General features: G+C 66.2%; 18 protein-coding genes. 8 read left to right on the plus strand and 10 right to left on the minus strand.

Annotation, left to right across the window (positions count from 1 at the left end):
- Window positions 1–51: 51 nt before the first annotated feature.
- A complete protein-coding gene (locus EGT50_RS10865; RefSeq protein WP_127954311.1) occupies window positions 52–813 on the minus strand; it encodes an ABC transporter permease in 762 nt (253 codons plus the stop codon).
- A gap of 477 nt (window positions 814–1,290) precedes the next feature.
- On the minus strand, window positions 1,291–3,774 hold the full coding sequence (gene pepN / locus EGT50_RS10870; protein WP_127954315.1) for an aminopeptidase N: 2,484 nt from the start codon (window positions 3,772–3,774) through the stop codon (window positions 1,291–1,293).
- Between the two features lie 69 nt (window positions 3,775–3,843).
- On the opposite strand from pepN, the gene EGT50_RS10875 reads away from it, so the two are divergent.
- On the plus strand, window positions 3,844–4,284 hold the full coding sequence (locus EGT50_RS10875) for an SRPBCC family protein (RefSeq protein WP_127954318.1): 441 nt from the start codon (window positions 3,844–3,846) through the stop codon (window positions 4,282–4,284).
- A 49-nt stretch (window positions 4,285–4,333) separates the two neighbouring features.
- On the opposite strand, the gene EGT50_RS10880 is transcribed toward EGT50_RS10875, so the two are convergent.
- Window positions 4,334–5,203, minus strand: coding sequence for a 3-hydroxyacyl-CoA dehydrogenase family protein (locus tag EGT50_RS10880; RefSeq protein WP_127954321.1), 870 nt, complete (start codon window positions 5,201–5,203; stop codon window positions 4,334–4,336).
- A complete protein-coding gene (locus EGT50_RS10885; RefSeq protein ID WP_127954325.1) occupies window positions 5,200–5,937 on the minus strand; it encodes an enoyl-CoA hydratase/isomerase family protein in 738 nt (245 codons plus the stop codon). The genes EGT50_RS10880 and EGT50_RS10885 overlap by 4 nt, the downstream gene beginning before the upstream one ends.
- A 189-nt stretch (window positions 5,938–6,126) precedes the next feature.
- On the opposite strand from EGT50_RS10885, the gene EGT50_RS10890 reads away from it, so the two are divergent.
- Together EGT50_RS10890 and EGT50_RS10895 are read left to right on the plus strand one after the other, a co-directional pair.
- On the plus strand, window positions 6,127–7,671 hold the full coding sequence (locus tag EGT50_RS10890; RefSeq protein ID WP_127954328.1) for a flavin-containing monooxygenase: 1,545 nt from the start codon (window positions 6,127–6,129) through the stop codon (window positions 7,669–7,671).
- Window positions 7,672–7,737: 66 nt separating this feature from the next.
- Window positions 7,738–10,071, plus strand: a complete 2,334-nt coding sequence (locus EGT50_RS10895; RefSeq protein ID WP_127954903.1) for a heavy metal translocating P-type ATPase — start codon at window positions 7,738–7,740, stop codon at window positions 10,069–10,071.
- 102 nt (window positions 10,072–10,173) lie between these two features.
- On the opposite strand, the gene EGT50_RS10900 is transcribed toward EGT50_RS10895, so the two are convergent.
- Together EGT50_RS10900 and EGT50_RS10905 are read right to left on the minus strand one after the other, a co-directional pair.
- Window positions 10,174–11,382, minus strand: coding sequence for an MFS transporter (locus tag EGT50_RS10900; RefSeq protein ID WP_127954905.1), 1,209 nt, complete (start codon window positions 11,380–11,382; stop codon window positions 10,174–10,176).
- A 338-nt stretch (window positions 11,383–11,720) separates the two neighbouring features.
- Window positions 11,721–12,560 (minus strand): IclR family transcriptional regulator domain-containing protein, encoded by an 840-nt coding sequence (locus tag EGT50_RS10905; protein ID WP_127954331.1) that lies wholly within the window; start codon window positions 12,558–12,560, stop codon window positions 11,721–11,723.
- A 264-nt stretch (window positions 12,561–12,824) separates the two neighbouring features.
- Between EGT50_RS10905 and EGT50_RS10910 the strand changes: the two genes are divergently transcribed.
- The 4 genes from EGT50_RS10910 to EGT50_RS10925 are packed head-to-tail and all read left to right on the plus strand — an operon-like array spanning window position 12,825 to window position 16,822.
- Window positions 12,825–14,108, plus strand: a complete 1,284-nt coding sequence (locus EGT50_RS10910) for an aromatic ring-hydroxylating dioxygenase subunit alpha (RefSeq protein ID WP_127954334.1) — start codon at window positions 12,825–12,827, stop codon at window positions 14,106–14,108.
- Between the two features lie 32 nt (window positions 14,109–14,140).
- Complete coding sequence (locus EGT50_RS10915) at window positions 14,141–15,340, plus strand: zinc-dependent alcohol dehydrogenase (protein ID WP_235870702.1); 1,200 nt, start codon at window positions 14,141–14,143, stop codon at window positions 15,338–15,340.
- Window positions 15,337–15,843: a hypothetical protein gene (locus EGT50_RS10920; RefSeq protein WP_127954340.1), complete on the plus strand. Its 507-nt coding sequence runs from the start codon at window positions 15,337–15,339 to the stop codon at window positions 15,841–15,843. Before EGT50_RS10915 ends, EGT50_RS10920 begins: the two co-directional genes overlap by 4 nt.
- Before the next feature lies 1 nt (window position 15,844).
- The gene (locus EGT50_RS10925) at window positions 15,845–16,822 is read left to right on the plus strand and encodes a PDR/VanB family oxidoreductase (RefSeq protein ID WP_127954343.1); all 978 of its coding nucleotides are present in this window, start codon (window positions 15,845–15,847) and stop codon (window positions 16,820–16,822) included.
- Window positions 16,823–16,839: 17 nt separating this feature from the next.
- On the opposite strand, the gene EGT50_RS10930 is transcribed toward EGT50_RS10925, so the two are convergent.
- The 4 genes from EGT50_RS10930 to EGT50_RS10945 all read right to left on the minus strand — a co-directional run bounded on the left by EGT50_RS10930 (window position 16,840) and on the right by EGT50_RS10945 (window position 21,124).
- A complete protein-coding gene (locus EGT50_RS10930) occupies window positions 16,840–17,634 on the minus strand; it encodes an IclR family transcriptional regulator domain-containing protein (protein WP_127954346.1) in 795 nt (264 codons plus the stop codon).
- A complete protein-coding gene (locus tag EGT50_RS10935; RefSeq protein ID WP_127954349.1) occupies window positions 17,631–18,878 on the minus strand; it encodes an MFS transporter in 1,248 nt (415 codons plus the stop codon). Before EGT50_RS10935 ends, EGT50_RS10930 begins: the two co-directional genes overlap by 4 nt.
- A 130-nt stretch (window positions 18,879–19,008) precedes the next feature.
- Window positions 19,009–19,194: a hypothetical protein gene (locus tag EGT50_RS10940; RefSeq protein ID WP_127954353.1), complete on the minus strand. Its 186-nt coding sequence runs from the start codon at window positions 19,192–19,194 to the stop codon at window positions 19,009–19,011.
- Window positions 19,195–19,381: 187 nt separating this feature from the next.
- Window positions 19,382–21,124: a cutinase family protein gene (locus tag EGT50_RS10945; RefSeq protein ID WP_127954356.1), complete on the minus strand. Its 1,743-nt coding sequence runs from the start codon at window positions 21,122–21,124 to the stop codon at window positions 19,382–19,384.
- A 195-nt stretch (window positions 21,125–21,319) separates the two neighbouring features.
- Here EGT50_RS10945 and car point away from each other — a divergent pair, with 195 nt between their 5' ends.
- Entirely contained in the window at window positions 21,320–24,841 is a 3,522-nt protein-coding gene (gene car / locus EGT50_RS10950; protein ID WP_127954359.1) for a carboxylic acid reductase, read from the plus strand.
- Window positions 24,842–24,934: the final 93 nt, after the last annotated feature.

Here is a 24,934-nt window from a genome sequence, read left to right on the forward strand (position 1 = left end):
CATCCAGGTGAATTCTCGAGTGTTCACGCGATGTTCGATTTGAGAAGGTTCTCAGCGCAGCGCGCGAGTCCCGGGCCGGTGGACTACCCCGCGAGCGACGAGTTCGATCGCGACCGCCACCGAGCACGTCTGCGCGAGGAGCAAGCCCACGAGGACGAGGATCTGCACGGCGCCCGCCTGGACCGCGGACTCGGTCGCGAGCAGCACTCCGACGAATGCGCCGGGCAATGTCACCAGTCCGACCGTTCGGGTTTGGTCGACCCCGGGCAGCAGCGCATCCGACACGGCGGATCCGACCACCTCCATGCGTGCATCCCGCACGCTCAGGCCCAGGCTGAGGCCGGCCTCGACCTCACCGGTCCGTAGGTCGATCGCGTCCAGACCACGCTTGGCTGCCAGCGCCGTCGCGACCATCGCGTTGCCCAGCACGATGCCACCGATAGGCACGAGTGCGACGCCCGTCATCGGCACCACCCCGCTGACCAGCATCAGCGGGATCACCAACCCGATACCGCACACGAGCGCTATCGACAGCCACGCCGCAGACCGACCGGCCTTCGCTCGTCGGCCTGCCGTGAACGCTGCCGCAACGAACATCGCGGCTAGAACCAGCAACGACGACCAGAGATGGATGAGCGCTGCGGCCAAGATCAGTGACACCACAGTGAGCTGCACTGCACCGCGAGCTGCCGCCCAGGGCGCGGTCAGGGGGTTGCCGAGGCTCGCGAACTGGTAAACGACCGCAGTGAGCGCGACCATGACGACACACAACATGAACAAGGCGAGACCGGGAGTCGCCAGGGCGGTGCTCATGACGCGCCTCCCAGCGCTTGCACTCGAGCCCACTCGGGGGCGTGACCGGTGCCAGCCTACCGTTCAGGACGCGCGCAAGAATGCCGCCTCAGCAGGACTCACCACACCACATGCCGAACACGGCTCGGGCCCGAAGCCGACGAACGGCTTCGGGCCCGAGCTGATTGGCCGTTGCCGGCCACGCGTACTAGACGAAAAGTCCAGCGAGCAAACCGACAGCGGAAACGACTCCAGCCACCGCTGCCACCGCGTCCGCACCCGCGACGACCGTATCCATGTCGACCGAACCGGTTTCCATTTCATACCTCTTTCCAGCTGTGAAGCGAGTGCTTCCTCGTGTCGCCGTTCTTGGCGCCAATTCATGTGTAGCTGAGCGTCGGAGCGGATTACAAACCCGGAAAGCGCTGAAACACAAGCTATTACAGGAAGGAAACTCTCGTCTTATTCATGCAAAAGCGGCGTTATACGTTGTTAACCTCACGCGCTCCGAACCCGCAGATCCCGGCGGAGGTGATCGCGTTGTTCGATCACCAGACGGCGCAGAGCACCGGGCGCGTCCGAGTTCGCGTCGAGCCAGGCGTCGACCGGGTCGAGGGACTCCGAGGCCGGGAACAGCCCCAGGACGACCCGGCGTGCGAGCTCGATGCTGCGCTGCGCCCACACGTCGCGGATCGCCGCGAAGTAGGCGTCGTCGTAGCTGGCGATCAGGTCGCGTCGTTCCCCCGCCCGGAATCCGCCGATGACGGCGTCGAGGTGGTCGTTGCTGAGCGCCGTGTCCTCGAGCGCGGAGGTCCAGGCCCGCGCCTTCACCTCTGCGTCCGGGCGCGCCGCGAGAGCGCGGAGTTGTGCGGTTCGACCCGACGCGGTGTCGTCGCGCGTCAACTCGACGTCGAGATCACTTGGGTCGGCGTGCCCGGTCGCGGACAACGCCGTCCACAGCGCCCACCTCAGGTCGGGGTCCAGGGCCAGGCCATCCGGTGCCGGACGGTCACCGGTGAGAATTTCGCGGATGTCGGTAGCTCGGCCGTCGTCGAAGACAGCCGCTGCCGCTACCGCACGCGCCCATGCCAATTGGGCACCCGAACCGGGATCTGATTCGCCCATCACAATCCAACTGGTCTCGAGCCAGGCACTTCTCCACGACACCCGCTCGGCGAGGGGCAGATAGTGGCCAATCGCGAACGACGCATTCGTCAGGACAGTCGTCAACAACGCCGTGTTGGTCTCTGCCGACACGAACTCCTTTGCCATCGACAGGTACCGGGCGGGAGCGAGTTCACCATCGCGGGTGGCGTTCCACAGTGCAGACCAGATCAGGCCACGGGCGAGCGGATCGACGACCCGGCTCAACGAGCGCTCCACCGTATCGAGCGACTGCGCGTCGAGGCGCGCCTTCGCGTAGGTCAGATCGCCGTCGTTGAGCAGGCGCAGCGCCGCGTCCGGCAACGAGACCGGCGTGCGCTCGGCGTCCACGTCCAGTTCCACCCGCTCCCGGAGCATCAGGTCGCCGGTGTCATCGAAGTCGTAGAGGCCGACCGCGAGTCGGTGCGGCCGCGGATCGGTCTGCACGATCTCGTGCCCGTCGGCACCGTGCTCGAGTGTCAGGGTGGACACCCCCGTGGTCTGCAGCCACGCCCCAGCCCAGGACCCCAGATCCCTGCCCGAGCCCGCCGACAGTTCCGCCAGCAGGTCGGCAAGTGTCGTGTTGCCGAAGGCGTGGTCTCGGAAGTAGCGGCGCACTCCCTCGAAGAAGGCGTCCCGTCCCGTGTATGTGACCAACTGCTTGAGAACGCTGGCACCCTTCGCGTACGTGATGCCGTCGAAGTTCAGTTTCGCGGCCTCGAGGTCGACGATGTCGGCGACGATCGGATGTGTCGTCGGAAGTTGGTCCTGCGAATATGCCCATGCCTTACGGCGATTCGCGAAGGCCACCCATGCATCGCTCCACTCGGTGGCCTCTGCGCTCGCGAGTGTGCCCATGTAGTCGGCGAAGGATTCCTTCAGCCACAGGTCGTCCCACCACACCATCGTGACGAGGTCCCCGAACCACATGTGCGCCATCTCGTGCAGGATCGTGTTGGCGCGCGCCTCGTATTGGGCCGCAGTGGCAGCACCTCGGAAAACGTACGCCTCGGTGAACGTCACGCAGCCTGGGTTCTCCATCGCGCCGAGGTTGTACTCGGGCACGAACACCTGGTCGTACTTGCCCCACGGGTACGGATAGTCGAAGTGCTCGGCGAAGAAGTCGAGGCCCTGCTTCGTGACCTCGAAGATCGTGTCGTCGTCGAGGTACTTCGCGAGCGACGCTCGGCACAGTATCCCCAAGGGAACTTCGAGATCTCCATGACGCCAGTCGGATCCGACACGATGATAGGGACCGGCAACGACGGAGGTGATGTACGTGGAGATCGGCAGGGTGGGGGAGAACTCCACCGTCTGACCGTCCCCGTCGTCCTCGACGATCGCCGCCGACCGGTTCGACGTCACGTCCCATCCACTCGGTGCGGTGACCGCGAACGTGAACGGCGCCTTCATGTCCGGCTGCTCGAAGCACGCGAATACCCGTCGCGCGTCCGCCGGTTCGTACTGCGTGTAGAGATAGGTTTGCCCGTCGACCGGATCGTGGAATCGGTGCAGGCCTTCACCGGAACGGCTGTACTCGCCCACGGCGCTGACCACGACGGTGTTGGACCGCCGCAACCCGTGCAGCGTGATCCGGGTTCCGTCGTACTCGACATCCACGAACTGGCCGTTGACGATCACGGAACGGATCTCGAGGCCGATGAAGTCGAGCCAGCTCTCGGGTGCGGAGGAGTCGAACTCCACCGTCGTCGTGGTGAGGAATCCCGCTTCGGTACTGTCGGGTGCGCCCGTTACGTCCAGTTCCACCCGATAGGAGCGGACGGTCACCGCCGAGGATCGCGCTGCGGTTTCGGCACGGGTCAGATTCGCGATACTCACGCCCCTGATCCTGCCACCGCTAGTAGAGTCCGAACGGTCTCCGGTCAACCGCATCGAACGGGGCCCGACATGTCAGCACGTTTCGAAGGCACGACGGTCGTCGATCGGCCCATCGACAGGGTGTTCGAATTCCTCGCGGCCGGCATCAACGATCCGAAGTTCAGCCCCAGAGTTCAGACGATCGCCAAGAGAACGCCCGGACCGCCCGGCGTAGGGACCGTCTTCGCCAGCACGGTCAAGGACGCGGGCGTGACCACCGAGCGCGAGTTCGAGATCACGGAATTCGAAGCACCGCGACGCATTCGGTGGGCCGAGCGGTCGAAGAACGTCGTGACCGCGGTCGCGGGCGGCTACGACCTGGAACCATCCGGCGACGGGACACAGGTGACGATCTTCAACGAGCTCGAGGGTCACGGAATCGGCAAGATCATCGCACCGCTCGCGGTGCGTGCGGCCCGAAAGGACGCCCCTGCGTTCGCGTTACGGATCAAGGCGGCGATCGAAGGCTGACCGTCGCCTCGGGTCGGCTTGGTGGTGGCGGCTGCCGGAGACCCGGACGTCAGAGCCCCGGAGCAGTCCAGGCGAAGAAGCCCTGGCCGGACTTGCGTCCGAGTTCACCGCGCGCCACCTTCTCACGCAGCAGTCTCGGCGGCTCGAAGCGCGGACCCAGGGTGGCGGCCAGGTGTTCGGCGATCGCCAGACGCACATCGAGACCGACCAGGTCGGTGGAGCGCAGCGGCCCCATCGGGTGGCGGTAACCCAGCTCCATGGCGCGGTCGATCGCGTCGGCGTCGGCGACTCCCTCCTCCAGCATGCGGATCGCCTCCAGCCCCAGGCACACGCCCAGGCGGCTGGTGGCAAAGCCGGGTGAGTCGTTGATCACCACCTCCGTCTTGCCCAGCAGAGCCACCCATGCAACCGCCTTGTCGACCACCGCATCGGCGGTCGCGGGCGCGGTCACGATCTCCACCAACGCCGACGCGGGGACGGGGTTGAAGAAGTGCATCCCGAGGAACCGGCTCGGATCACCTAGGGCGGTGCCGAGTTCGGTGATGGACAAGGAGCTGGTGTTGCTGGCGATCACCGCGTCGGCGCGAACGGTCTTGTCGATCGCCGCCAACACCTCGATCTTCAGCCCCGGATTCTCCGGGACCGCTTCGACCACCAGGTCCACGTCACCGGGGAGATCCGACGGGGCGGCGACGGTGGAGATCCGCTCGAGGATCTCGTCGGGGGTGGAGCCGATCAGCTTGCCGCGCTCGTCGGCGCGGTGCAGGCCGGTGGCCACCCGGGCACGTGCGGCCGCCTGATCGCCGGTCTCGGCGATGACAACCTCGCTGCCGAGGGTGGCGAACACCTGCGCGATGCCCGCGCCCATGCGGCCGCCACCGGCCACTGCCACTCGAGCCGGGGCGGGGATCTCGGTCATCTCTTCCTCTCCAGGAATGCGGTCATGCGGTCTTGCTTGTCGTCGGTTTCGAACAGCACGGCCTGGGCGATGTCGTCGGCGAACGGGTGCGTGCCGGGGGCGTCGACGATCGTCTTGGTAAGGCGCAGCGCGAGCGGTGCGGAGCGGGCGATCCGGTCGAGCAGCCGGTGTGCCGCCTCCATGTGGGTTCCGGGATCGACGATCTCGAGGACCAAGCCGGTGCGCAGGGCGGCGTCGGCATCGAGCACATGCCCACCGAGCAGAACCTGCTTGGCTACCGACGTGCCCACCAGCTGCGGGAGGCGGTAGCTCGCCCCCGCCGCGGCCATGATGCCCAACCCCGGCTCGGGGTTGCCGAACTTCACGGTCGAGGTCGCGATGCGGATGTCACAGGCGTAGGCCAGTTCGGCCCCGCCCCCGAGGGCGAAGCCGCTCACGGCGGCGATGGTCGGCAGCGGCAGCCGTCCGATCCTGTCGAACAAGTTGCGGTTGATCCCGGCGAGCGCGTCGTCACGGCCGCGGGCCTGCAGCTCGGCGATGTCGGCGCCACCGGCGAAGTGGTCTCCGCGGCCGGTGAGCAGCAGCAGCCTCGGCTCCGCCTCGAGGCGCGCGCAGACCTCGTGCAGCTCACCGATCATCTCGGCGTTGATGGCGTTGCGCTGTGCGGGTCGGTCGAGAGTGACGACTACACGGTCGGGCTGCTCGGAAACGTCGAGGGTGGCGAAGGTGGTCACGGCACCTCTCCTGGTCCGGGTGGACAGTCCCGTTGTCCCTGGTGGGGATAGGAACGACAATGGGAATCATCGCTGGGAGCAAACGGTACCCCTCCGAAAGAATCTGTTCGCGTCGGTCTCACAAAGCGACCGATCGGGATATCGTGCAGAACAGACGAGGTTCACCAGCAAGCGCACCCGGAGGATTCGATGAGCCCCGAACGTCCCGCACGACGGACCAAGACCCGCGCGGTCGAAACCACCCACGTCGATGTCCTCATCGTCGGAGCCGGGCTGTCCGGGATCGGGGTCGCGGCACGACTGCGCCGGGAACACCCCGAGCGGACGTTGGCGATCCTCGAGTCCCGCGCGGCCTCCGGCGGCACCTGGGACCTGTTCCGGTACCCGGGCATCCGCTCCGACTCCGATGTGCAGACCTACGGGTACGACTTCAAGCCGTGGAAGGGCCGTAAGGCCCTCGCCCCGGCCGCCGACATCCTCGGCTACATCCGCGAGACGGCTCGTGAGTACGACATCGAAGGGTGTATTCGTTACCACCACAAGGTGATCCGCGCCGACTGGTCACCAGCGGACGCGCGCTGGACGATCACCGCCCGCGTCGGCGACGGCAACGAGACGGCGACGTTCACGGCGAGTTGGTTCTTCTGCGCCGCCGGCTACTACAACTACGACAAGGGCTACACCCCGCAGTTCCCGGGCGCGGACCGGTTCGCCGGACAGATCGTGCATCCCCAGCACTGGCCCGAGGACCTCGACTACGCCGGCAAGAAGGTCGTCGTCATCGGGTCCGGGTCGACCGCCGTCACGCTGATCCCGGCGATGGCCGACGCCACCGAACACGTCACGATGCTCCAGCGTTCGCCCACGTACATCATTCCGTTGCCCGCGGAGGATGCACTCTACGATTTGTTCCGGCGCATCCTCGGCGACGAACGCGGGTACCGGCTCACCCGCAAGAAGAACATCGCGCAGAACGTCTGGCTCTACAAGCTGTGCCGACGCTTCCCTCGGCAGATGCGGGCCATCATCCGGTGGCTCAACAAGCGAATGCTGCCGGCCGGCTTCGACGTCGACACCCACTTCAATCCCCGGTACGACCCGTGGGACCAGCGCCTGTGCGTCGTGCCGGGCGGCGACCTGTTCAAGACGATCCGCAAGGGGAAAGCATCGGTCGTCACCGACACGATCGAGACGTTCACCGAGACCGGCATCGCGCTCAGCTCCGGTGAGCACCTCGATGCCGACATCATCATCACCGCCACCGGGCTCGATCTGCTCGCGCTCGGCGGTGTCGAACTGAGTATCGACGGCGAGCTCATCGACATCACCAAACGGTTGGCATTCAAGGGAACGATGCTCTCCGATATCCCGAACTTCTCGTTCGCCGTCGGCTACGTCAACGCACCGTGGACACTCAAAGTCGACCTCGTCGCGGAGTTCCTGTGCCGGTTGCTGACCCAGATGGATCGCCGCGGCGCCACCGTAGCGGTCGCCGAGAACGACCGGCCCGACATGCAGACGCGGCCGCTGCTCGACTTCGCTGCCGGGTACATCCAGCGGTCTCTGGGCCTGTGGCCGCAGGCCGGCACCGAGGATCCGTGGAACCTGCAGATGGACTATTACAGGGACGTCGTCGTACTGCGAGACACCCCGGTCGACGACGGGACCTTGACGTTCGCGAAGGCGGAACCGGCGCCGACGCGGTCGCAACGCGACCTCGCCCGGCCGGACTGACGGATCGTGCGTGCACGACACCCTAGAGGTGTGGCCCGCTTTCCGTAGGGGAGTGGCATCGTGACTGTGGCGTCTTTCGACACTCGACCTCGGTGGATCGAGCGGCTGCGCCGCTCGAGGGAGCCGGCCTTTCTGGCGGTTACGGGCCTGGCGCTCGTCGCCGGCGGGGTCGCGTGGCTCGCCGGCGCGCGCGACGTCGCCGATGCCTGCTGGATAGCCGGCACGGTCGTCGCGATAGTCCCCGCCACCTGGTGGGTGGTCGACGCGTTGCGAAACGGACGCGTCGGAGTCGACGTCATCGCCCTCCTGTCCCTGATCGGCACGCTCCTGGTGGAGGAGTACCTTGCGGGGGCGCTGATCGCCATCATGTTGGCGACGGGCCAGGCCCTCGACGCCGCGGCGGGCCGGCGCGCTACCAAGGATCTGCGGTCGCTGCTCGACCGCGCTCCTCGCACGGCGCGCCGACGGATCGACGACGGCGTGGAAACCGTTCCCCTCGAAGACATCATCGTCGGCGATGCACTCGTCGTAGGCGCGGGCGAAGTGGTGCCGGTCGACGGCTGGGTCACTTCCGGGCTGGCCGTGCTCGACGAATCCGCCCTCACCGGTGAGCCACTTGCCGTCTCGCGGCGACGCGGTGAGGCGGTACGCAGCGGCATCGTCAATGCCGGTCCGGTCTTCGAGATGCAGGCCCGCGCCACCGCAGAGGAGAGCACGTACGCCGGTATCGTGCGGCTGGCACAGGACGCCGCGGCCGAGAGCGCTCCCGTCGTGCGGGTCGCCGACCGCATCGCCGGCTGGTTCCTGCCGCTCGCACTCGCGGTGTCCGGTGCTGCTTGGCTTCTCAGCGGTTCGGCGACCCGCGCAGTGGCCGTGCTCGTAGTCGCCACGCCGTGCCCACTGCTGCTGGCCGTCCCCGTTGCGATCGTGTCGGGGCTCTCCCGCGCGTCCCGCCTCGGCGTCGTGATCCGCGACGGTAGTGCTCTCGAGAATCTGGGGCACGCAACATCATTGGTGATGGACAAGACCGGCACCCTCACCACCGGCCGACCCACCGGGGCGGAGGTGCTCACCGCCCCCGACGGCGACCCCACCGAGGTGCTACGGCTGGCCGCGTCCGCCGATCAACTCTCCCCGCACGTGCTTGCCGACGCCATCGTGCAGGAGGCGAGGATCCGGGGACTCGAATTGTCGCTGCCTACCGAGGCGGACGAGGAAGTAGGAACCGGCGTCACCGCCATCGTCGACGAGCGACGGGTCACCGTCGGAACCCTGGACCTTCCTGCCGACGCACCCGGGTGGGCACGGTCCGCCAAGGGGCGGGCCGCACTCGACGGCGCCGCGATCGCCTGGGTCACCGTCGACGGTGTGCTCACCGGGGCGATCCTGTTGACCGACCCGATGCGCCGCGACGCATTCCGCACCATTCGACGCCTCCGCTCGGCCGGGCTGAACCGACTGGTCATGCTCACCGGCGACCGACGCGAGCCCGCCGAAGAGATCGGGTCCGCCCTCGGTCTCGACGCCGTCTACGCCGAGCAGTCCCCGGCCGACAAGGTTGCCGGAGTTCGTGCCGAGCGGGAGCGCGCGGTCACGGTGATGGTCGGCGACGGCGTCAACGACGCGCCCGCCCTCGCGGCCTCGACCGTCGGCGTCGCAATGGGCGCCCGGGGGTCCACGGCGACGTCCGAGGCGGCGGACGTCGTCCTGACGACCGACCGCCTCGACCACCTCGCAGATGCGATGGCGATCGCCCGTCGCGCGCGGCGCATCGCCGTGCAGAGCGCGACTGTCGGGATGGGACTGTCGTTGGTGGCCATGGGTTTTGCCGCATTCGGACTGCTGCCGCCCGCGGCCGGCGCACTGCTGCAGGAGGGGATCGACGTGGCGGTGATCCTCAACGCGCTGCGTGCCCTTCGTGGCAAGAAGGTTCACGTGCCGGTGGAAACTGCCGCGATGCTGCATCGGTTCTCCGCCGAACACGACGAACTGCGGGACCAGCTCTCGATCCTGCGCGACACCGCGGGGCTTCTCGCAACCGGTGACCTCGCTGCGACGCACGATGCTCTGCGCCGCGTCGACACCTTCCTCTTCGACACCCTCCTACCGCACGAAGAGGCCGAGGACCGCGAGCTCTATCCAGCGCTCGCGACGCCGCTCGGCAACTCGGAGGCCACCGCCACGATGAGCCGGATGCACACGGAGATCGACCGCCTCGCCCGGCGTCTGCGCACGCACCTCGTGCACGCCGACGCGGCCGGCGGTATCTCCGCCGACCAGGTCGACGACCTGCTGGCGTGCCTGTACGGTCTGCACGCGGTGCTGCGTCTGCACTTCGTGCAGGAGGAGGAGAACTACTTCACCCTCGCCCCCGTGCCGGACGCCACGTCGAACAGCTGACGCCGGTCGTGGGCCGCGCGATCGACGGCATCACGATGGCGTGCCGGACACCGCGCCGAGCCTGACCCGGTACGGCCGGCAAACCGGTTCCCAGGGCACGCGTCAGTGGGAAAGGGTTTTCTCCGACTCCGACCTCGAACCTGGGTCGGCCTTGTTTCCGCCGTTCTCGTTGACGAAATAGAGGATGACCGCCCCGGCGAGCGGTCCGACGGACAGAGCGCAGAACGCCGCCAGGAACGAATCGGTGGCGGCGAAGACTGCTCCGATCGCGAGTGGGACGAGGGTGCTGGCGACTTGCCAGAACGCATTCGTTGCGCCGGCAGCACGGCCGGTGATGTCGCTCGACACCAGGCGCGGGATCATCGCGACGAGCAAGGGTAGGTAGCCGTACCCGACCAGACCGAGCACAGGAGCGACGATCAGCAGGGTCGGGACGTGGTCCAGCGTGCCGAAGAAGACGAGAATGCCGGCGAACAGCACCAGGATCACGATGGCCGGCTTTCGGGCACTGTTGATCTTGTCGCCGAGCATCCCGATGAGGGGTTTGCCGACCACCGCCGTGCCCGCGAAGACCGCGACGATGAACCCCGCAGCGGTCCCGGATACCCCATGTCCCTCGATCAGCAGTGCGTTCGACCATATGACGAAGCCGTAGGTGCCCCAGAAGCCGCCGAAGCCCGCGAGGGAGACCAGCATCAGATCACGGTTGGTGATCAGTGTTTTCCAGGCGGACGGTCGCTTTTGGTCGTGGGTCCTGTGCGCCTGGTTGACCACTGGTCCCGGACGCAGGATCACGTAGCAGGTGATCGCGGTGACGATGGAGAGAGCGCCGAACAAGCGGTACGACGCATGCCAGCTGTAGTGGTTGATCATCCAGGGAACCACCGTATTGGCGATGACAGTGCCGAGGGAGGTTGCGGAGGTGAACAGTCCCATCGCCTTGCCGAGATCCTTGGGCTGGAACCAGCTTGCTATGAGTTTGATGCCCGCGGCGTAGTCCGCGCCGGCGAAGAAGCCGATGACGGCCTGCACGCTTACGCCGACCACCGCGGAGGTGGTGCTTCCGAAGACGATCATGAAGAGGCCCGCACCGGAGAGAGAGGCGGTGACTACTTCTCGGCCACCGAACCGATCGGAAAGCACGCCGGTCATGGCGTTCGAGCACACATATCCGATGTAGTACGCGGTGGCGAACACGCCGAGGCTTGCGAGCGGTACCCCGAGATCTTCGCCCACGAAGACCGAAGCCGGACCCCAGGTGGAGCGATCCACGGAGGTCATTGTGAAGGCGAGCCAGCACAACAGGAGCATTATCCAGCGGTTACCGCTGCGGACCTGCTGTCCGCGTTTGGTTGAAGTCGCTTCCACGTCCTCGTTCCCGTCTGAGTCTGCTCGACCATTTGCCGCAGGCCGAAGTTGGAACCGAAATCCCGAAGATGCTCCAGGTGGGGCGCTGCCGCTCGGTTGGACAGCGATGCGCCCTCGAGGCTGTGTCCGAGCCCGAAGTGCGAACGGCGAAACAATGGCCGGTTCGCGTGAAGCACGAGGCGCTCAGGACTCAGTCAAGCACCACACATTTTCTACCTAGGTGATCGTGCCCACACAAGAAAAAAGTCCGTATGAAGCCGGATTGCGCGCAAAGCGGACGCTTATGTGTGCTGCAGCTCGATTCCGTTGCGCAACTCGAGGGAGATCGCTCCCGCTGTTTCGAGGAGGCGTGGAAGGCAGCGTGCGACGAATGCGCGGGAGGGTTCCTGGGACTCGACCACCGATGCACTCAGCGCACCGATCGTCCGCCCGGAGCGCGTGCGTATCGGAACCGCAAGGGCGCGGACGCCCACGTCGAGGAGTTGATCTGCGAGCGCCCACCCCTGGTTGCGGACCGTGGCCAGTTCTCGGAGGAGCCTGTCCCCCCGTGGGTCAGGGGTGGCTCCACCAGTGGGAGGTGGCGATGCCGACGACAGGTGGGCGGCAAGGTCCGGTTCGGGCAGGGCGGCAAGCAATACCCGCCCGCCGGCCGTCAGGTGCGCCGGGATACGGCTGCCGACCTTGATGGATATGGACATCGCCCCTGCGACGGATGCCCGGCAGACGTATCGCACGTCCGAGTCGGCGAGCACGGTGACGGAGGCGGACGACCGCAGCGAACGCACAAGTGAATTCAGATGCGGTTGGCACACATCTGCCAACGTGAAGTTCGAGACGTTCGCGTACCCCAGTTCCAACACTTGCGGCGTGAGGGCGAACCGGCGCCCTGTCGCTGTCACGTAACCGAGTTCGACGAGAGTCACGAGAAATCGTCTGGTTGCCGACCTGGGTAAACCGCATCGCGAGGCCGCTTCCGTGAGCGTAAGCGAGGGGTGTTCGGCGTCGAAGGCCGTAAGGACAATGATGCCTCGCTCGAGGGACTGAACCACGTCCTTCGGGCGCGCACCCACTCCGATGGATCGGGGTTCGTCCCCATCGGACGAGTTCGTGGGTTGAGGCATGTGCACTCCTGTAGGCGGTGAGACCGGCCGGGCACGCATCCGTCCGCATGGCGCGCACCTTCGATCGACTCGGTAATTGTCGCAGATCGCACGGTCGCGATCTCTGACCGGACGGGTGGAGATCCCTCGCTGGATCCGGCGGACGGTTGACGTCGAGAAGCCGGATGTGCGAACGTTTCAATATTCGCGCGCCTGCGCGCTATGCGGACACACTGCCGTGGTTTACCGGCCTCCGCTCGAGATACCCATCCGAAAGGGACCGTCATGCTGACCCGAGACCAGAACACACTGCTTGTTCAGACCGGACCGGATACGCCGATGGGACGCCTGTTCCGGCGGTACTGGATACCGGCCCTTCTCGCCGAAGAGTTGCCTGGGCCCGACTGCGACCCGGTGCGGGTCAAGCTGCTGGGTGAGCAGTTGATCGCGTTCCGCGACAGTGAAGGCCGGATCGGCCTTCTCGACGAATTCTGCAGCCACCGCACGGCATCGCTGTACTTCGGGCGTAACGAAGAGTGCGGACTGCGCTGCGCCTACCACGGCTGGAAGTACGACGTCGAGGGCAACTGCGTAGACATGCCCTCGGAGCCCGCGAATTCGAAGTTCAAGAGCCGGATCAAGCAGAAGGCCTACCCGTGTGTCGAACGTGGGGGCGTCATCTGGACCTATATGGGTCCGCCGGAACTGAAGCCGGAAGTACCCGAGCTCGAGTGGGCGATGCTCGGCGACGGACAACGCTTCGTCTCCAAGCGTCTGCAGGAATCCAACTACCTCCAGGCGATGGAGGGGGGCATCGACTCGAGCCACGTCTCGTTCGCGCACCGGTTCAACCTCGACGACGACCCGATGCACTCCGGAACCGAGGGCAACAAATACCTCAAGGCGGACACCCGCCCGAAGTTCGAGGTCGCGGAGAGTGACGGTGGTCTGGTGATCGGGGCCCGGCGGAACGCGAACGACGAGGAGTACTACTGGCGCATCACACAATGGATCATGCCGTGGTACACCATCATTCCTCCGTTCGGAACACACAATCCGCTCGGCGGTCACGCTTGGGTGCCGATCGATGACACGACCTGCTGGGCGTGGAGCATCAACTACCACCCGACTCGCGAACTGCGTGAGGACGAACTCGCCGCGATGCAAAACGGTGACGGGATCCACTCCAAGTACGTTCCTGGCACCTATCGACCTCTGGCGAACAAGGACAACGACTACCTGATGGATCGAGAGGCCCAGCGGCAGAAGAAGACGTTCTCTGGAATCGAGGGCATCTCCGCTCAGGACTTCTCCCTGCAGGAGTCGATGGGTGCGATCTGCGATCGCACCAAGGAGCGGCTGGGCACCTCCGACGCCGGCATCATTCTGGCCCGCCGACGCCTCCTCGCTGTTCTCGACAATCTCGAGGACGAGTCGCTGCCCGGCCTCGAGACCGAGCACCAGCGAGTGCGGTCGACCTCGATTTTGCTGCCGAAGGCCACTCCGTTCAAGGAAGGTGCCGGAGAGGCCTTGCACATGGTCGAGGGCGAGGACTTCGTCTCCATCTGAGGGGCTGCCGCAAAGATCGACGAGGAGATCGCGTGAACAAGGACGCAGGCGCTTCTGTGAAATCCATTGCCGCCGATACGAAACAGAGGCGGCCGCGGTTGGTTCGTGCGGCGGTTTCGCTGCCCGACGCCACGACCACGGTGCGGATGCTCGACGCCGACCTCGCGATCGACGCAGTGGGTTGGCTCGAAGTAGAGTCGTCCGCGGTGTGTGGCACCGACATCGGCCTGTACCGGTCTGGTCTCGACGGTCCGACAGTTCTCGGACACCACGTGGTGGGCTCCATCGTGTCCCTCGACGCCGCGCAAGCCGAGGCCTGGGGTGTCGCCGTCGGGGACCGTGTGGCCCTCGAGGAGTACCTGCCCTGTCAGGATGCGGCGTGCGCGGCCTGCAGCAGTGGCTGCTACCGGATGTGCCCGCAGACCGACCTGTGGAAGGGGAAGCGTCGCGTCGGTCTCGTCTCCGCAGAGGAAGGCTCCGGACTGCACGGCGGCAACGCCGAGTTCATGCAGTTGGCGGCCAACAGTATCGTGCACAAGTTGCCCGCTGATCTCGACCCGGACCTGGCGGCTTGGACCCAGCCCTTCGCCAACGCGATCGACTGGACGATCAATGTCGGCGGCGCTCAGGAAGGGACGACGGTCGTCGTCGTCGGCCCCGGCTATCACGGAATTGCCGCGGTGGCGGCGGCCCGGGCCGCCGGGGCGGCACAGATCGTCGCGATTGGGCTGTCGAGTTCGCTCGAGGGTCTGGAGATTGCGGAAGTGCTCGGCGCCACTCCGGTGGTCCACGACGGCGGTGATCTGGGCGAGGTCATTCTCCGGGCCACTGCGGGTCAGGGTACCGACGTGCTTGTCGACACCGTCGGACTCGAGGGCTCGGCCGTGGCGGCGTCCGCGCGGAGCCTGCGCACCGGGGGACGTCTCGTGGTCTCGGGCCTCGGATCGACGCCAGTGAATCTGGACCTGAAAGCGCTGGTACAGGGTGCGCATTCGATTGTCGGCGTGCGCGGCCGATCACCATCGGCGGTCACGCGCAGCATCGATATTCTCGCCTCCGGACGCTCCGGACTCGACGTCGTGCCGACGGTTGCCGTCCCTCTGGACGAGGTCGATGAGATGTTCGCCCGGATGGTTGAAGGGCGCGGTCCCTCGAGCCCCCATGTCGTTGTCCGTCCGCAACCGGTTCTCGCGGAGTCGGCCGGCCGGACCGAGGAAAGTAGAGTGTCATGACAGATACGTCCCCGCGCCGGGTTTCCTACGAAGCGCGAATTCTCCTGGTCCCCTTGGGCTCTTCCGGTCTGTCAACCGTCGAGCAGATGGCCTCGGCAGGGCTGACCGGGGTCCGGGTTGTCACGGAACAAGGGGCGTCGTCGGTGGCAGTACGCGCCATCGATGCCACCGACGAGAGCACGGAATCCCTCGACGATCTGGTCGCGGCGTCCGACATGGTCATCCTGATCGGGTCCCGGCTTCCCGAAGTACCGGTGAGGTTCGCATCGGCCATGGCCGATAGTGCCCGCCGATCGGGCAACCTACTCGCCGGAGTCCTCGTCGACCAGCAGGACTGGGAGTCCTCGCTCGGCGCCGAAGCGCTGGCGGTGCTGAGGATGGAACTGGACATGCTGGTCTCGATCAGCCAGGTGTCAATGGCCACCGCGTTCATCGACGTCCTCAAGGGCGGCTATCGCACGGAAAAGCGTTATGCCCCACTGATCACCGCGGGAAGGAACTGAGATGGCGGAGGCGGGGCGAGCGACGCTGGTGCGCCAACAGCGACTCGAATCCGACGGAGTGTTGTCGCTGCAGCTCGAAAGTCCGGACGGGTGTGATCTGCCGACATGGGAGCCGGGCGCCCACATCGACGTGATCCTCCCGTCGGGGGCTGTGCGTCAGTACAGTCTGTGCGGGGATCCCGCCGACACCGCAAGCTATCGGATTGCGGTGTTGAACGAAGCGAACGGGCGTGGCGGTTCCAGGGAGATTCACGAGGTGCTCCGTGTCGGCGATACCGTGACGGTACGAGGTCCACGCAATCATTTTCCGCTCGAGCCGGCCGCTCATTACGTGCTGATTGCCGGCGGTATCGGCATCACCCCGCTTCTCTCGATGGCGCGCCAACTGACGAAGGAAGGCGCGTCCTGGTCGCTGCTCTACGGCGGCCGATCTCGATCGTCGATGGCCTTCGTCGACGAGCTCGCTGCCCTGGGTGGAAACGTTACGATCGCCGCGTCGGACCGGGGCGACGCCCTCGATCTCGAGTCGGCGCTAGCCGACGTGCCGTCCGGAACCTCCGTCTATTGTTGCGGCCCAACGCGATTGCTCGACGCAGTGCAGGATTCTTGTGACCGTTTCCTTGGTGCCTATGCCCTGCACTTCGAACGGTTCGCCGCACCCACCACCACTCAGCTGCCGGTCGATTCCGGCACCGACACCTGCGACGGCCCAGCCGAGTTCGAAGTGGAGTTGCGCCGGAGCGGGCGCACCGTCAAGGTTCCTGCAGACCGGTCTCTCCTCGAAGTAGCGCTCGAGGTCAACCCGGATATCCTTTGTTCCTGCGAGGAAGGTTTCTGCGGATCCTGCGAGACCCTCGTACTCGAGGGTGTCCCGGAGCACCACGACTCGATTCTCACGGAGGCGGAGCGGGAGAAGGGTGAGTCGATGATGATCTGCGTCGGGCGTTCCCGCACAACGCGTTTGGTGCTCGACGCCTGACGATCACCCGTCGGTGTTCAGACGGCGGCAATATCCTTGCTGATCCGTGCCGCCGCTCTCTGCAGTGCGAACAGAATGGATCCGCGCATGTGGTCGAGCGACACCCGTGATGCCTGGGCCGAGACATTGAGGGCCGCGATTGCATGGCCATCGGCGTCGCGTACCGGCACGGCGATCGACCGGATCCCCTCGGTGAGTTCCTCATCGGCCAGAGACCAGCCTTGCTCCCGGGCAGCGAGGATCTTCGCGCGCAACTCCGCCGCGTCGATCGTCGTCGCCTTGGTGAAACTGTGTGCATCGACGGTTGCGAGGTACTTGTCGATGTCGGCGTCGGAACGGTCCGCGAGGAGTACGCGCCCGGTAGCCACCGCATACGCGGGCAAGCTGGTGCCGACCACGATCGCGACCGTGAGGACCCGGTCTGCCTGCACCCGATCGACGTAGAAGATCTTGTCGCGGTGAAGCACTGTGAGGGACACCGTCTCCTGCGTCTCCTCGGCGAGCCGTTCCAGGTAGGGATGTACGACGGCGGGAAGTCCGCTGCTGAGCACATAGGCGTCGCCGATCTCCAATACCGCAGGCCGAACCGCGTAGGCCGTGCCGTCATACGAGAGATAGCCCATGTATTCCAGGGTCAGCACCAACCGCCTCGCGGCGGTCCGGGTGATTCCCGAAAGGGTGGCAACTTCGGTGACGGAGAGGGGCCGCCGTTCCCGGCCGAAGAGTTTGAGCACCTCCAGTCCGCGCCCCAGCGCCTGAACGTGGTCGCGGTTCTGTTCCGGAGACTTCGTGTCCGCATTGTTCTTGCTCACCGAGTCAACCTATCCGCTTCGACCGTCATCGCCGGCTCCACGTCTGCCGGAGTGGTCCGGACGCCCAGGATGGCGAGAAGGGCGCACGCAGCGTACATCGTCGCTGCGACCATCCAGCCGGCCGCGAACCCTGCGGTCACGTCGAACAGGAAGCCCGTCAGCGCTGGACCGCCCGCGAATCCGAGGTACATTCCTACGGCGATCAGACTCGATGCGCGACCCACGGCGGTCCTCCCCACCACGCGGAGTACGCCAGCCATCAGCAGGACGTTGGCCGCGAGAGCGGTCGCACCGTGGAGCGTGACGCCGAGCCACAGCAACGGTAGCCATCCCACCAGTTGTGCCATGAGCAATGCGAGTGCACCCAGGGTCGAACCGGAGGCCAAGATCAGCAAGAGCACGAACGTGCCGATCTTGCCGGAGAGCGCGCGACCCCAGAAGATTCGGGAGGTGACACCGATCGCGCCGGCGATTGCCGCGGTCAGGCCCGCCACTGTCAGTGTGAGCCCCATTCCTTCGAGTGCAAACAGTGGGAGGTAGACGTTGGTGGCCTGCACGCCGGTGCCCGAAAACAGGGCATAGGCGGCGAGCACCCATACCGCCCGAGGCATCGATCGCGCCTTCGAGCCGGTCGTGCGTAGCGCGTTGACGGACGTCGCGACTTGCGTCGACGCTTGCGGGGAATGGGGGGACGGTGATCGTCGCCATGCGACCAGTGCCGACACACCCGCGACAACGGCGCCGATCCACAGGGCTCCGCGCCAGCCCCACGCCAGCGCCAGGACGGGACAGCCCACACCGGCGACGAGTTGAGCCACCTGCACCCCCGACTGCTTCACCCCGATCCACTGCGCCCGTTTGGGTTGCGGAGCGCGCTCACTGATCACGCGGTTCGTCACGGGGTTGGACAGCGCCTGAGCGGCTCCGGACAGCGCCATGGCGCCCAACAGCCAGAGATAGTTGGTGGACAGAGCGGCGAGGACGTAGGACATGGCGGCGCCGACGAACACGGTAACGAGCAGGCCACGAGTGGAGAAATGGTCGCCGACGTGGCTGAACGTAAGAGCCAGGGTGGCTGCGGTCAGGAATGTGAGGGTGGAGAGCATCCCGAACTGGGCGACTGTGATGTCGAGGGAATCTATGACCAGTGCACTGGTCGCGCTCAACGCGTAGGTCAGCAGTGGACCTATGGCCATGGCCGCGGTCAAGAGCGGAAGAAGTCCTCGTGTATCGCGGTCGGCCATTGTGAACCCTTCCCGCCGACTGCCCGGCCCCACCTGTCGACAGCGGGGCACCGCGTCGTGCCACTACCCATTGCGTCCGTATGCCGCGCAGGAAGTCTATATGCGGACACTCGATGCCGGAACCACCTCCTCACGAGAATGCGGGCGACGGTCTGGTCTGGTCGGCTCGCGCAGTCACGGCGCCGAGTCGCTCAGTGGTCGATACGCCTTGCGTCTCGTAGCGGAGCGTGCACTCGACGAAGACATTGATGCCGACGCCGCCGACGCCCTGAGAAAGGTGGCGCACAGGGAGATCGATGTACGCGGTTTCGTGCATGCGAACCCGTGGCCTCCGGCGAGCAGCGAGGGCTCCTGTCGACAATCGGCACCTGTGCCCCACAGAACGACTCTCGACTCGACAACCGCGGGCAGCCAAGGCCGCCGCGGAAGCCGAGCGCCGCTACGACACCGTCACGGGAGACCAGAGCAACGGAGTTCCTGCCGACAACTGAGCGGCATTGGGGCTATCCCGCCGGCGTCGGCACCGGGGCGGTGACGGGCGTGGTCGCCTCGGACGCGACCGTCGTCTCCGCGGGGGTGCTCGTGGTGGGTGTCGCCGTGGTCTCGGGTGTGACCGCGGTCTGGGTCGGCTCTGCAGTAGCGGTCTCGGCGGCGTCGCTGGGTGCCGGGGTGGTGGTGGGCGCAGCTCCCGGGGTGGTCGTGGGGAGCGTCGGAGCCGGTGTGGTCTCGGCCGGCTGCACTGCACCCGACGGCGTTGCAGCCAATGACGGCGCCGCACCTTCCGACAAGGTGGTCACAGCCTCCTCCAGGACCAACTCCTCGAGGGCCGCGGACAGTTCGGCCGCGCTCGGCGTCGCCTTCGGATCCACCGGCTCCCCGGCCTGAGCCTGCTGTGCGAGGTAGGTCAACCACGCTGCCGCGTAGTCGGCGGAGGTCAGGTCCTTCCCGTTCTCGGGATCGGCGTCACGCCAGTAGTCGAAGTGGTGCCCGATCTCCGGGCCGAGCGTCAACTGGTAGGGATCGCTCATGATCACCGGAATGGTGTTCTGATTCGTCACGATCAGGCCGACGATCTCCTTGAACAGCTTCTGCGGCAGGTACGCCAGCGGCGACATCTCCTCGGTCGAGATCGAGTCCTGCTCTCCCGAGACCGCAGTCATATCCGAGATGTCCGAGGCGTCGGTCTCGGGCGTTGCCGGTGCCGCGGTCGGCCCGTCGTACGACGGATCCGACACCTTGAGCAGCACCTCCAGGAACGTCTCGTCGCTGCGAATCCAGTCCGGCTGCGAGCGGATGTCCGCGAATGCGTCGAGCGCGATCCGGGACATCACCGTCGCCACGTCGATTCCCGTCGCGGGGGTCAGCTGTTCCCGTTCGAGTGCGTCGACGTCGAGTTGCCGGCCGACGTTGACGACCAGCTGCAGCAGCGAAATGTTCTCTGGTGCAGCACAGGTGAGGTCACCGTCGGCGCAGAACGAAGCGATCCGTCCATTCAGGGCCCCGAAGTCGTCGCCGCCGGTGTCAGGCAGGGCGCCCTGGCCCGGAACAGCGGCCGTGCCGTCCTGGTACTCCAGGTCGAACCCGTCCGGGTTGGTGAAGGGATTCTCAGCACCCGGGAACGGACCCTGGCCGTCGACGCGGCCGGCGTCGGCGAGGATCACGACACCGACGACGTTGGTCGGATCCACGATCCCGTACGTGCCGTCCTCGTTCGGTTCCTGGTGGCCGACGTTCATGGCGACGCGGCGTGCCACGTCGGCGCCCTCGCTGTAGCCGACGATCGCGAACTGGGTGTCCGGGCACGAGACCCGAATGGCCTCCATCACCGCTTCGGTGTTCGCGACACCGGTGTTCACCGCATCCTCGTAGCTCGACATGTCCGCCGGGTAGGCGATGTACATCGCTGCGTACGAGTCCCGCCCGACTTCGGCGAGCGGAGCACTGGATGCCTGATCGATCCACGTGCTCACGTAGTCGTCCGCAGATGCCGCGGGCAGTTCGTTGCCGTTCTCATCGACGAGCATCTTCGTGGTGCCCGGGCGCGGTGTGTCACCACGACCGGCGATCGAGAGGGTCACCATGTCCTTGCAGTCGGTGGTCGACGCCACCAGCGCAGTGTCGACCGTGCGGGTCGGTGACGACCACAACGCCCACGTCAAGGTCACCAGCAGCGCAACCGCCACCACGGCCGAGGTGAGCACCCGGGCAGCAGGTCCACGCTGCGTGAAGAACCGTCGAATTGTCATACCTAACTTCTCCCCAGACCAACCCAAAGATGACGCGCGTCCCGTCCCCCGCACCGCGCTTTATGTCAGGCGGAATGTCGGGCGGTGAGTCTGATGCGTTACATCGCGCACCTGACCCGGTGTCGCGAGAGGACAATGGCTTCTTGAAGAGACCCTGGGGTTTGTCGAAGAGACACTGGCGTCCGGAGGGCGGTCATGACCACAGACACTTCCCGAGATGCACGATTCGCCGGACGCGTCAGCGAGCTGTACGCGACCGATCCCCAGTTCCGGGCAGCGGCCCCGTTGCCAGCTGTGATCGCCGCCGCACACGAACCGGGTCTGCGACTCACGGAGATCCTCGACGCGTACTTCGATGGGTATGCCGACCGGCCCGCGCTGGGCCGCCGCAGCCGCACACTGACACGGGACGCGGACGGCCACACGATCTCGACACTGCTTCCCAGCTTCGAGACCATCACCTATCGCGAGTTGCGCGACCGTGTCGCGTCGCTGGCCGCCGCGTGGCGCACCGAGGCCGGGATCACACCGGGGGACTTCGTCGCGGTACTCGGTTTCACGAGCATCGACTACGCAGTGGTCTACCTCACCTGCCTTCACCTCGGTGCCGTGTTCGTCCCGCTGCAGAGCAGCGCATCGGCCGCCCGACTGGCACCGATCCTCGCCGAGACGTCACCGCGGATCCTCGCTGCCGGGATCGACTCGATCGACACAGCCGTGGACCTCACGACCGCCACACCGTCCATCGAACGACTGGTGATCTTGGACTACGAGGCCGGAGACGACGAGCAGCGCGAGCGCTACGAGGCCGCACGCGCCCGCGCCGCCCACTCCAGGCTCGTGGTCGAGCTCGGCCCGCTCTCTGACGACCTCGACATCGGCGAGACGCTGTCCGCGGTGCCACCCTTCGTCGCCCCCGCGGGCGACGATCCGCTGGCATCGCTGATCTACACGTCGGGTAGCACGGGCGCCCCGAAGGGGGCGATATACACCGCCGACATGGTGACGCGGATGTGGGTGCAACCGCCGAACCCCATCGAGGGCTTCGACGGCGAACTACCCGCGATTTACCTGCAGTACATGCCGCTCAGCCACATCTTCGGGCTGGGCTGGCTGACCACGACCCTGGCCTCCGGCGGCACCGGCTACTTCGCGGCGAAGAGCGACATGTCGACGCTGCTCGACGACCTCTCCCTCACCCGGCCGACCGCCTTGAATCTGGTTCCGCGCGTGTGCGACATGATCTTTCGCCGGTACTGCACTGAGATGGACCGGCGGCCCGGCGGGGATGGCGACTCCGCGGACGTCAAGCAGGCACTGCGCGACGACGTTCTCGGCGGACGTGTCCTCGCTGCTCTGTGCGGGACCGCCCCACTATCCGACGAGATGCGTGAGTTCGTGGAGTCCACCCTCGAGATCCCCGTCACCACAAGCTACGGCGCGACCGAGACCGCCGTCTCGGTGCTGCGCAACGGGACGATCATGCGCCCGCAGGTCACCGACTACAAGCTCGTCGACGTACCGGAGCTCGAGTACCACACAACCGACCAACCGCACCCGCGCGGCGAGCTACTCGTCAAGTGCGACAGCATGATTCCCGGATACTACAAGCACCCTGAGATGTCGGCGGATATCTTCGATCGGGACGGCTTCTACCGCACCGGCGACATCATGGAGGAGATTGCACCCGATCACCTCATCTACCTCGAGCGTAGGAAGAACGTCCTCAAGCTCTCCCAGGGCGAGTTCGTCGCGGTGTCGACACTCGAGGCCGCGTACGCCACGTGTCCGCACGTCCGGCAGATCTTCCTGTACGGCAGCAGCGAACGCTCCTTCCTGCTCGCAGTGATCGTGCCCAATCCTGGCGGCACCAGCGACGGCGACCTGCACGCCCTGATCACCGCCGAGCTGCGGCACGTCGCCCAGATGAATACCCTTAACCCGTACGAGATTCCGCGAGACTTCGTGATCGAATCCGAGCCGTTCAGCCCCGACAACGGACTGCTGTCCGGGGTGGGCAAGCTACTGCGCCCGGCGTTGAAGGCCCGCTACGGGGAGCGCCTCGAGCGCATGTACGTGGAGATCGCCGAGGGACAGGGCGCCGAGCTCGAACAGCTGCGGGCCGACGCCGCCACCTTGCCGACCCTCACGACGGTGCGCCGGGCGGCCGCCGCCACGCTCGGACTGTCGACGACGGAGGACTTGCCTGACGACGCGCGGTTCATCGACCTGGGTGGGGACTCGCTGTCGGCGTTCTCGTTCTCGACCCTGCTGGGAAAGCTGTTCAATTTGGAGGTGCCTGTGCAGTCCATCACCGGTCCCACCGCGGACCTCGCGACCATTTCGCATTACCTTGATCGTGAACGTCTCGAGACGTCCACTCGTCCCACCTTCGAGTCGGTGCACGGCCTTGACGCGGACGTCCTCCGTGCCGCCGATCTCGAGCTCGGCAAGTTCATCGACGCCCCGACTCTGGCCGCCGCGCCCTCACTGCCCGCACCGTCGGGCACTGTCCGGACCGTGCTGATGACCGGCGCGAACGGGTATCTCGGCCGCTTCCTGTGTCTGTCTTGGCTCGAACGCCTCGCGCAGGTCGGCGGAAAGCTGATCTGCATCGCGCGCGGCGCCGACGCCGAGACGGCCCGACGACGTATCGAGGAAGCAATCGACAGTGGCGATCCAGAACTGTCGCAGCACTTCCGTGCGCTCGCGGACGTTCACCTCGAGGTGCTCACCGGTGATCTGGCCGAGGCAGATCTGGGCCTCGACACGGCAACCTGGGATCGGCTCGCGCAATCGGTGGACCAGATCGTGCACTGTGGGGCGCTCGTCAACCACGTGCTGCCGTACCGCCAACTCTTCGGCCCCAACGTCGTCGGTACCGCCGAAATCGTCAAACTCGCCCTCTCGACGCGCCTCAAGCCGGTGAACTACCTCTCGACCTTCGCGGCCGCCTTACTGCCCGGTGGCGGTTCGATCGGAGAGGACGAGGACGTCCGGCAGGCGATTCCGACTCGACCGCTCGATGATTCGTACGCCAACGGGTACAGGACCAGCAAGTGGGCTGGGGAGGTCATGCTGCGCGAGGCGCACGACCTGTGTGGACTACCGGTGGCAGTGTTCCGACCTTCCATGATCCTTGCGCACGGCCGATACTCTGGGCAGCTCAACGTGCACGACCGGCTCACCCGGCTGATTTTCAGCATTGTCGTGACGGGACTCGCGCCGCGCTCGTTCTATCGTCTCGACGCCGAGGGCAACCGACAGCGCGCGCATTACGACGGCCTACCCGCCGATTTCGCGGCTGAGGCCATCGCCACGCTCGGGGCCGGCGCGACGTCCGGGTACCACACCTACAACGTGCTCAACACACACGACGACGGTATCTCGATGGACCGGATCGTCGACTGGCTGATCGAGGCAGGGCACGATATCGAGCGGATCGACGACTATGACGAATGGTTGCGCCGATTCCGGTCGGCCATCGAATCGTTGCCGGACGAGCAACGCCGGCGCTCCGTGCTCCGGCTGCTGAACGCCTACGCCGCTCCGGAGCCGCCGACGCAAAGCGTGCAGCCGTCGGCGGAAAGGTTCCGTGCAGCAGTGCAATCCGCCGGGATAGGGGAGACCGGAGATGTGCCGCACCTGACGTCGTCGCTGATCAACAAGTACGTCGCCGACCTGAAGCAACTCGGCCGGCTCGACGGCGCCAAGTAGTCATAAAGCTGCTGCGTTCTGCAACAGCTTTCGTTCCCACGCGTGCCCAGTCCATCCGGGCGTGACGAGCACGAACGGCCTGCCATCTCCCCA

The organism is Rhodococcus xishaensis (assembly GCF_004011825.1).
Taxonomy (GTDB): domain Bacteria; phylum Actinomycetota; class Actinomycetes; order Mycobacteriales; family Mycobacteriaceae; genus Prescottella; species Prescottella xishaensis.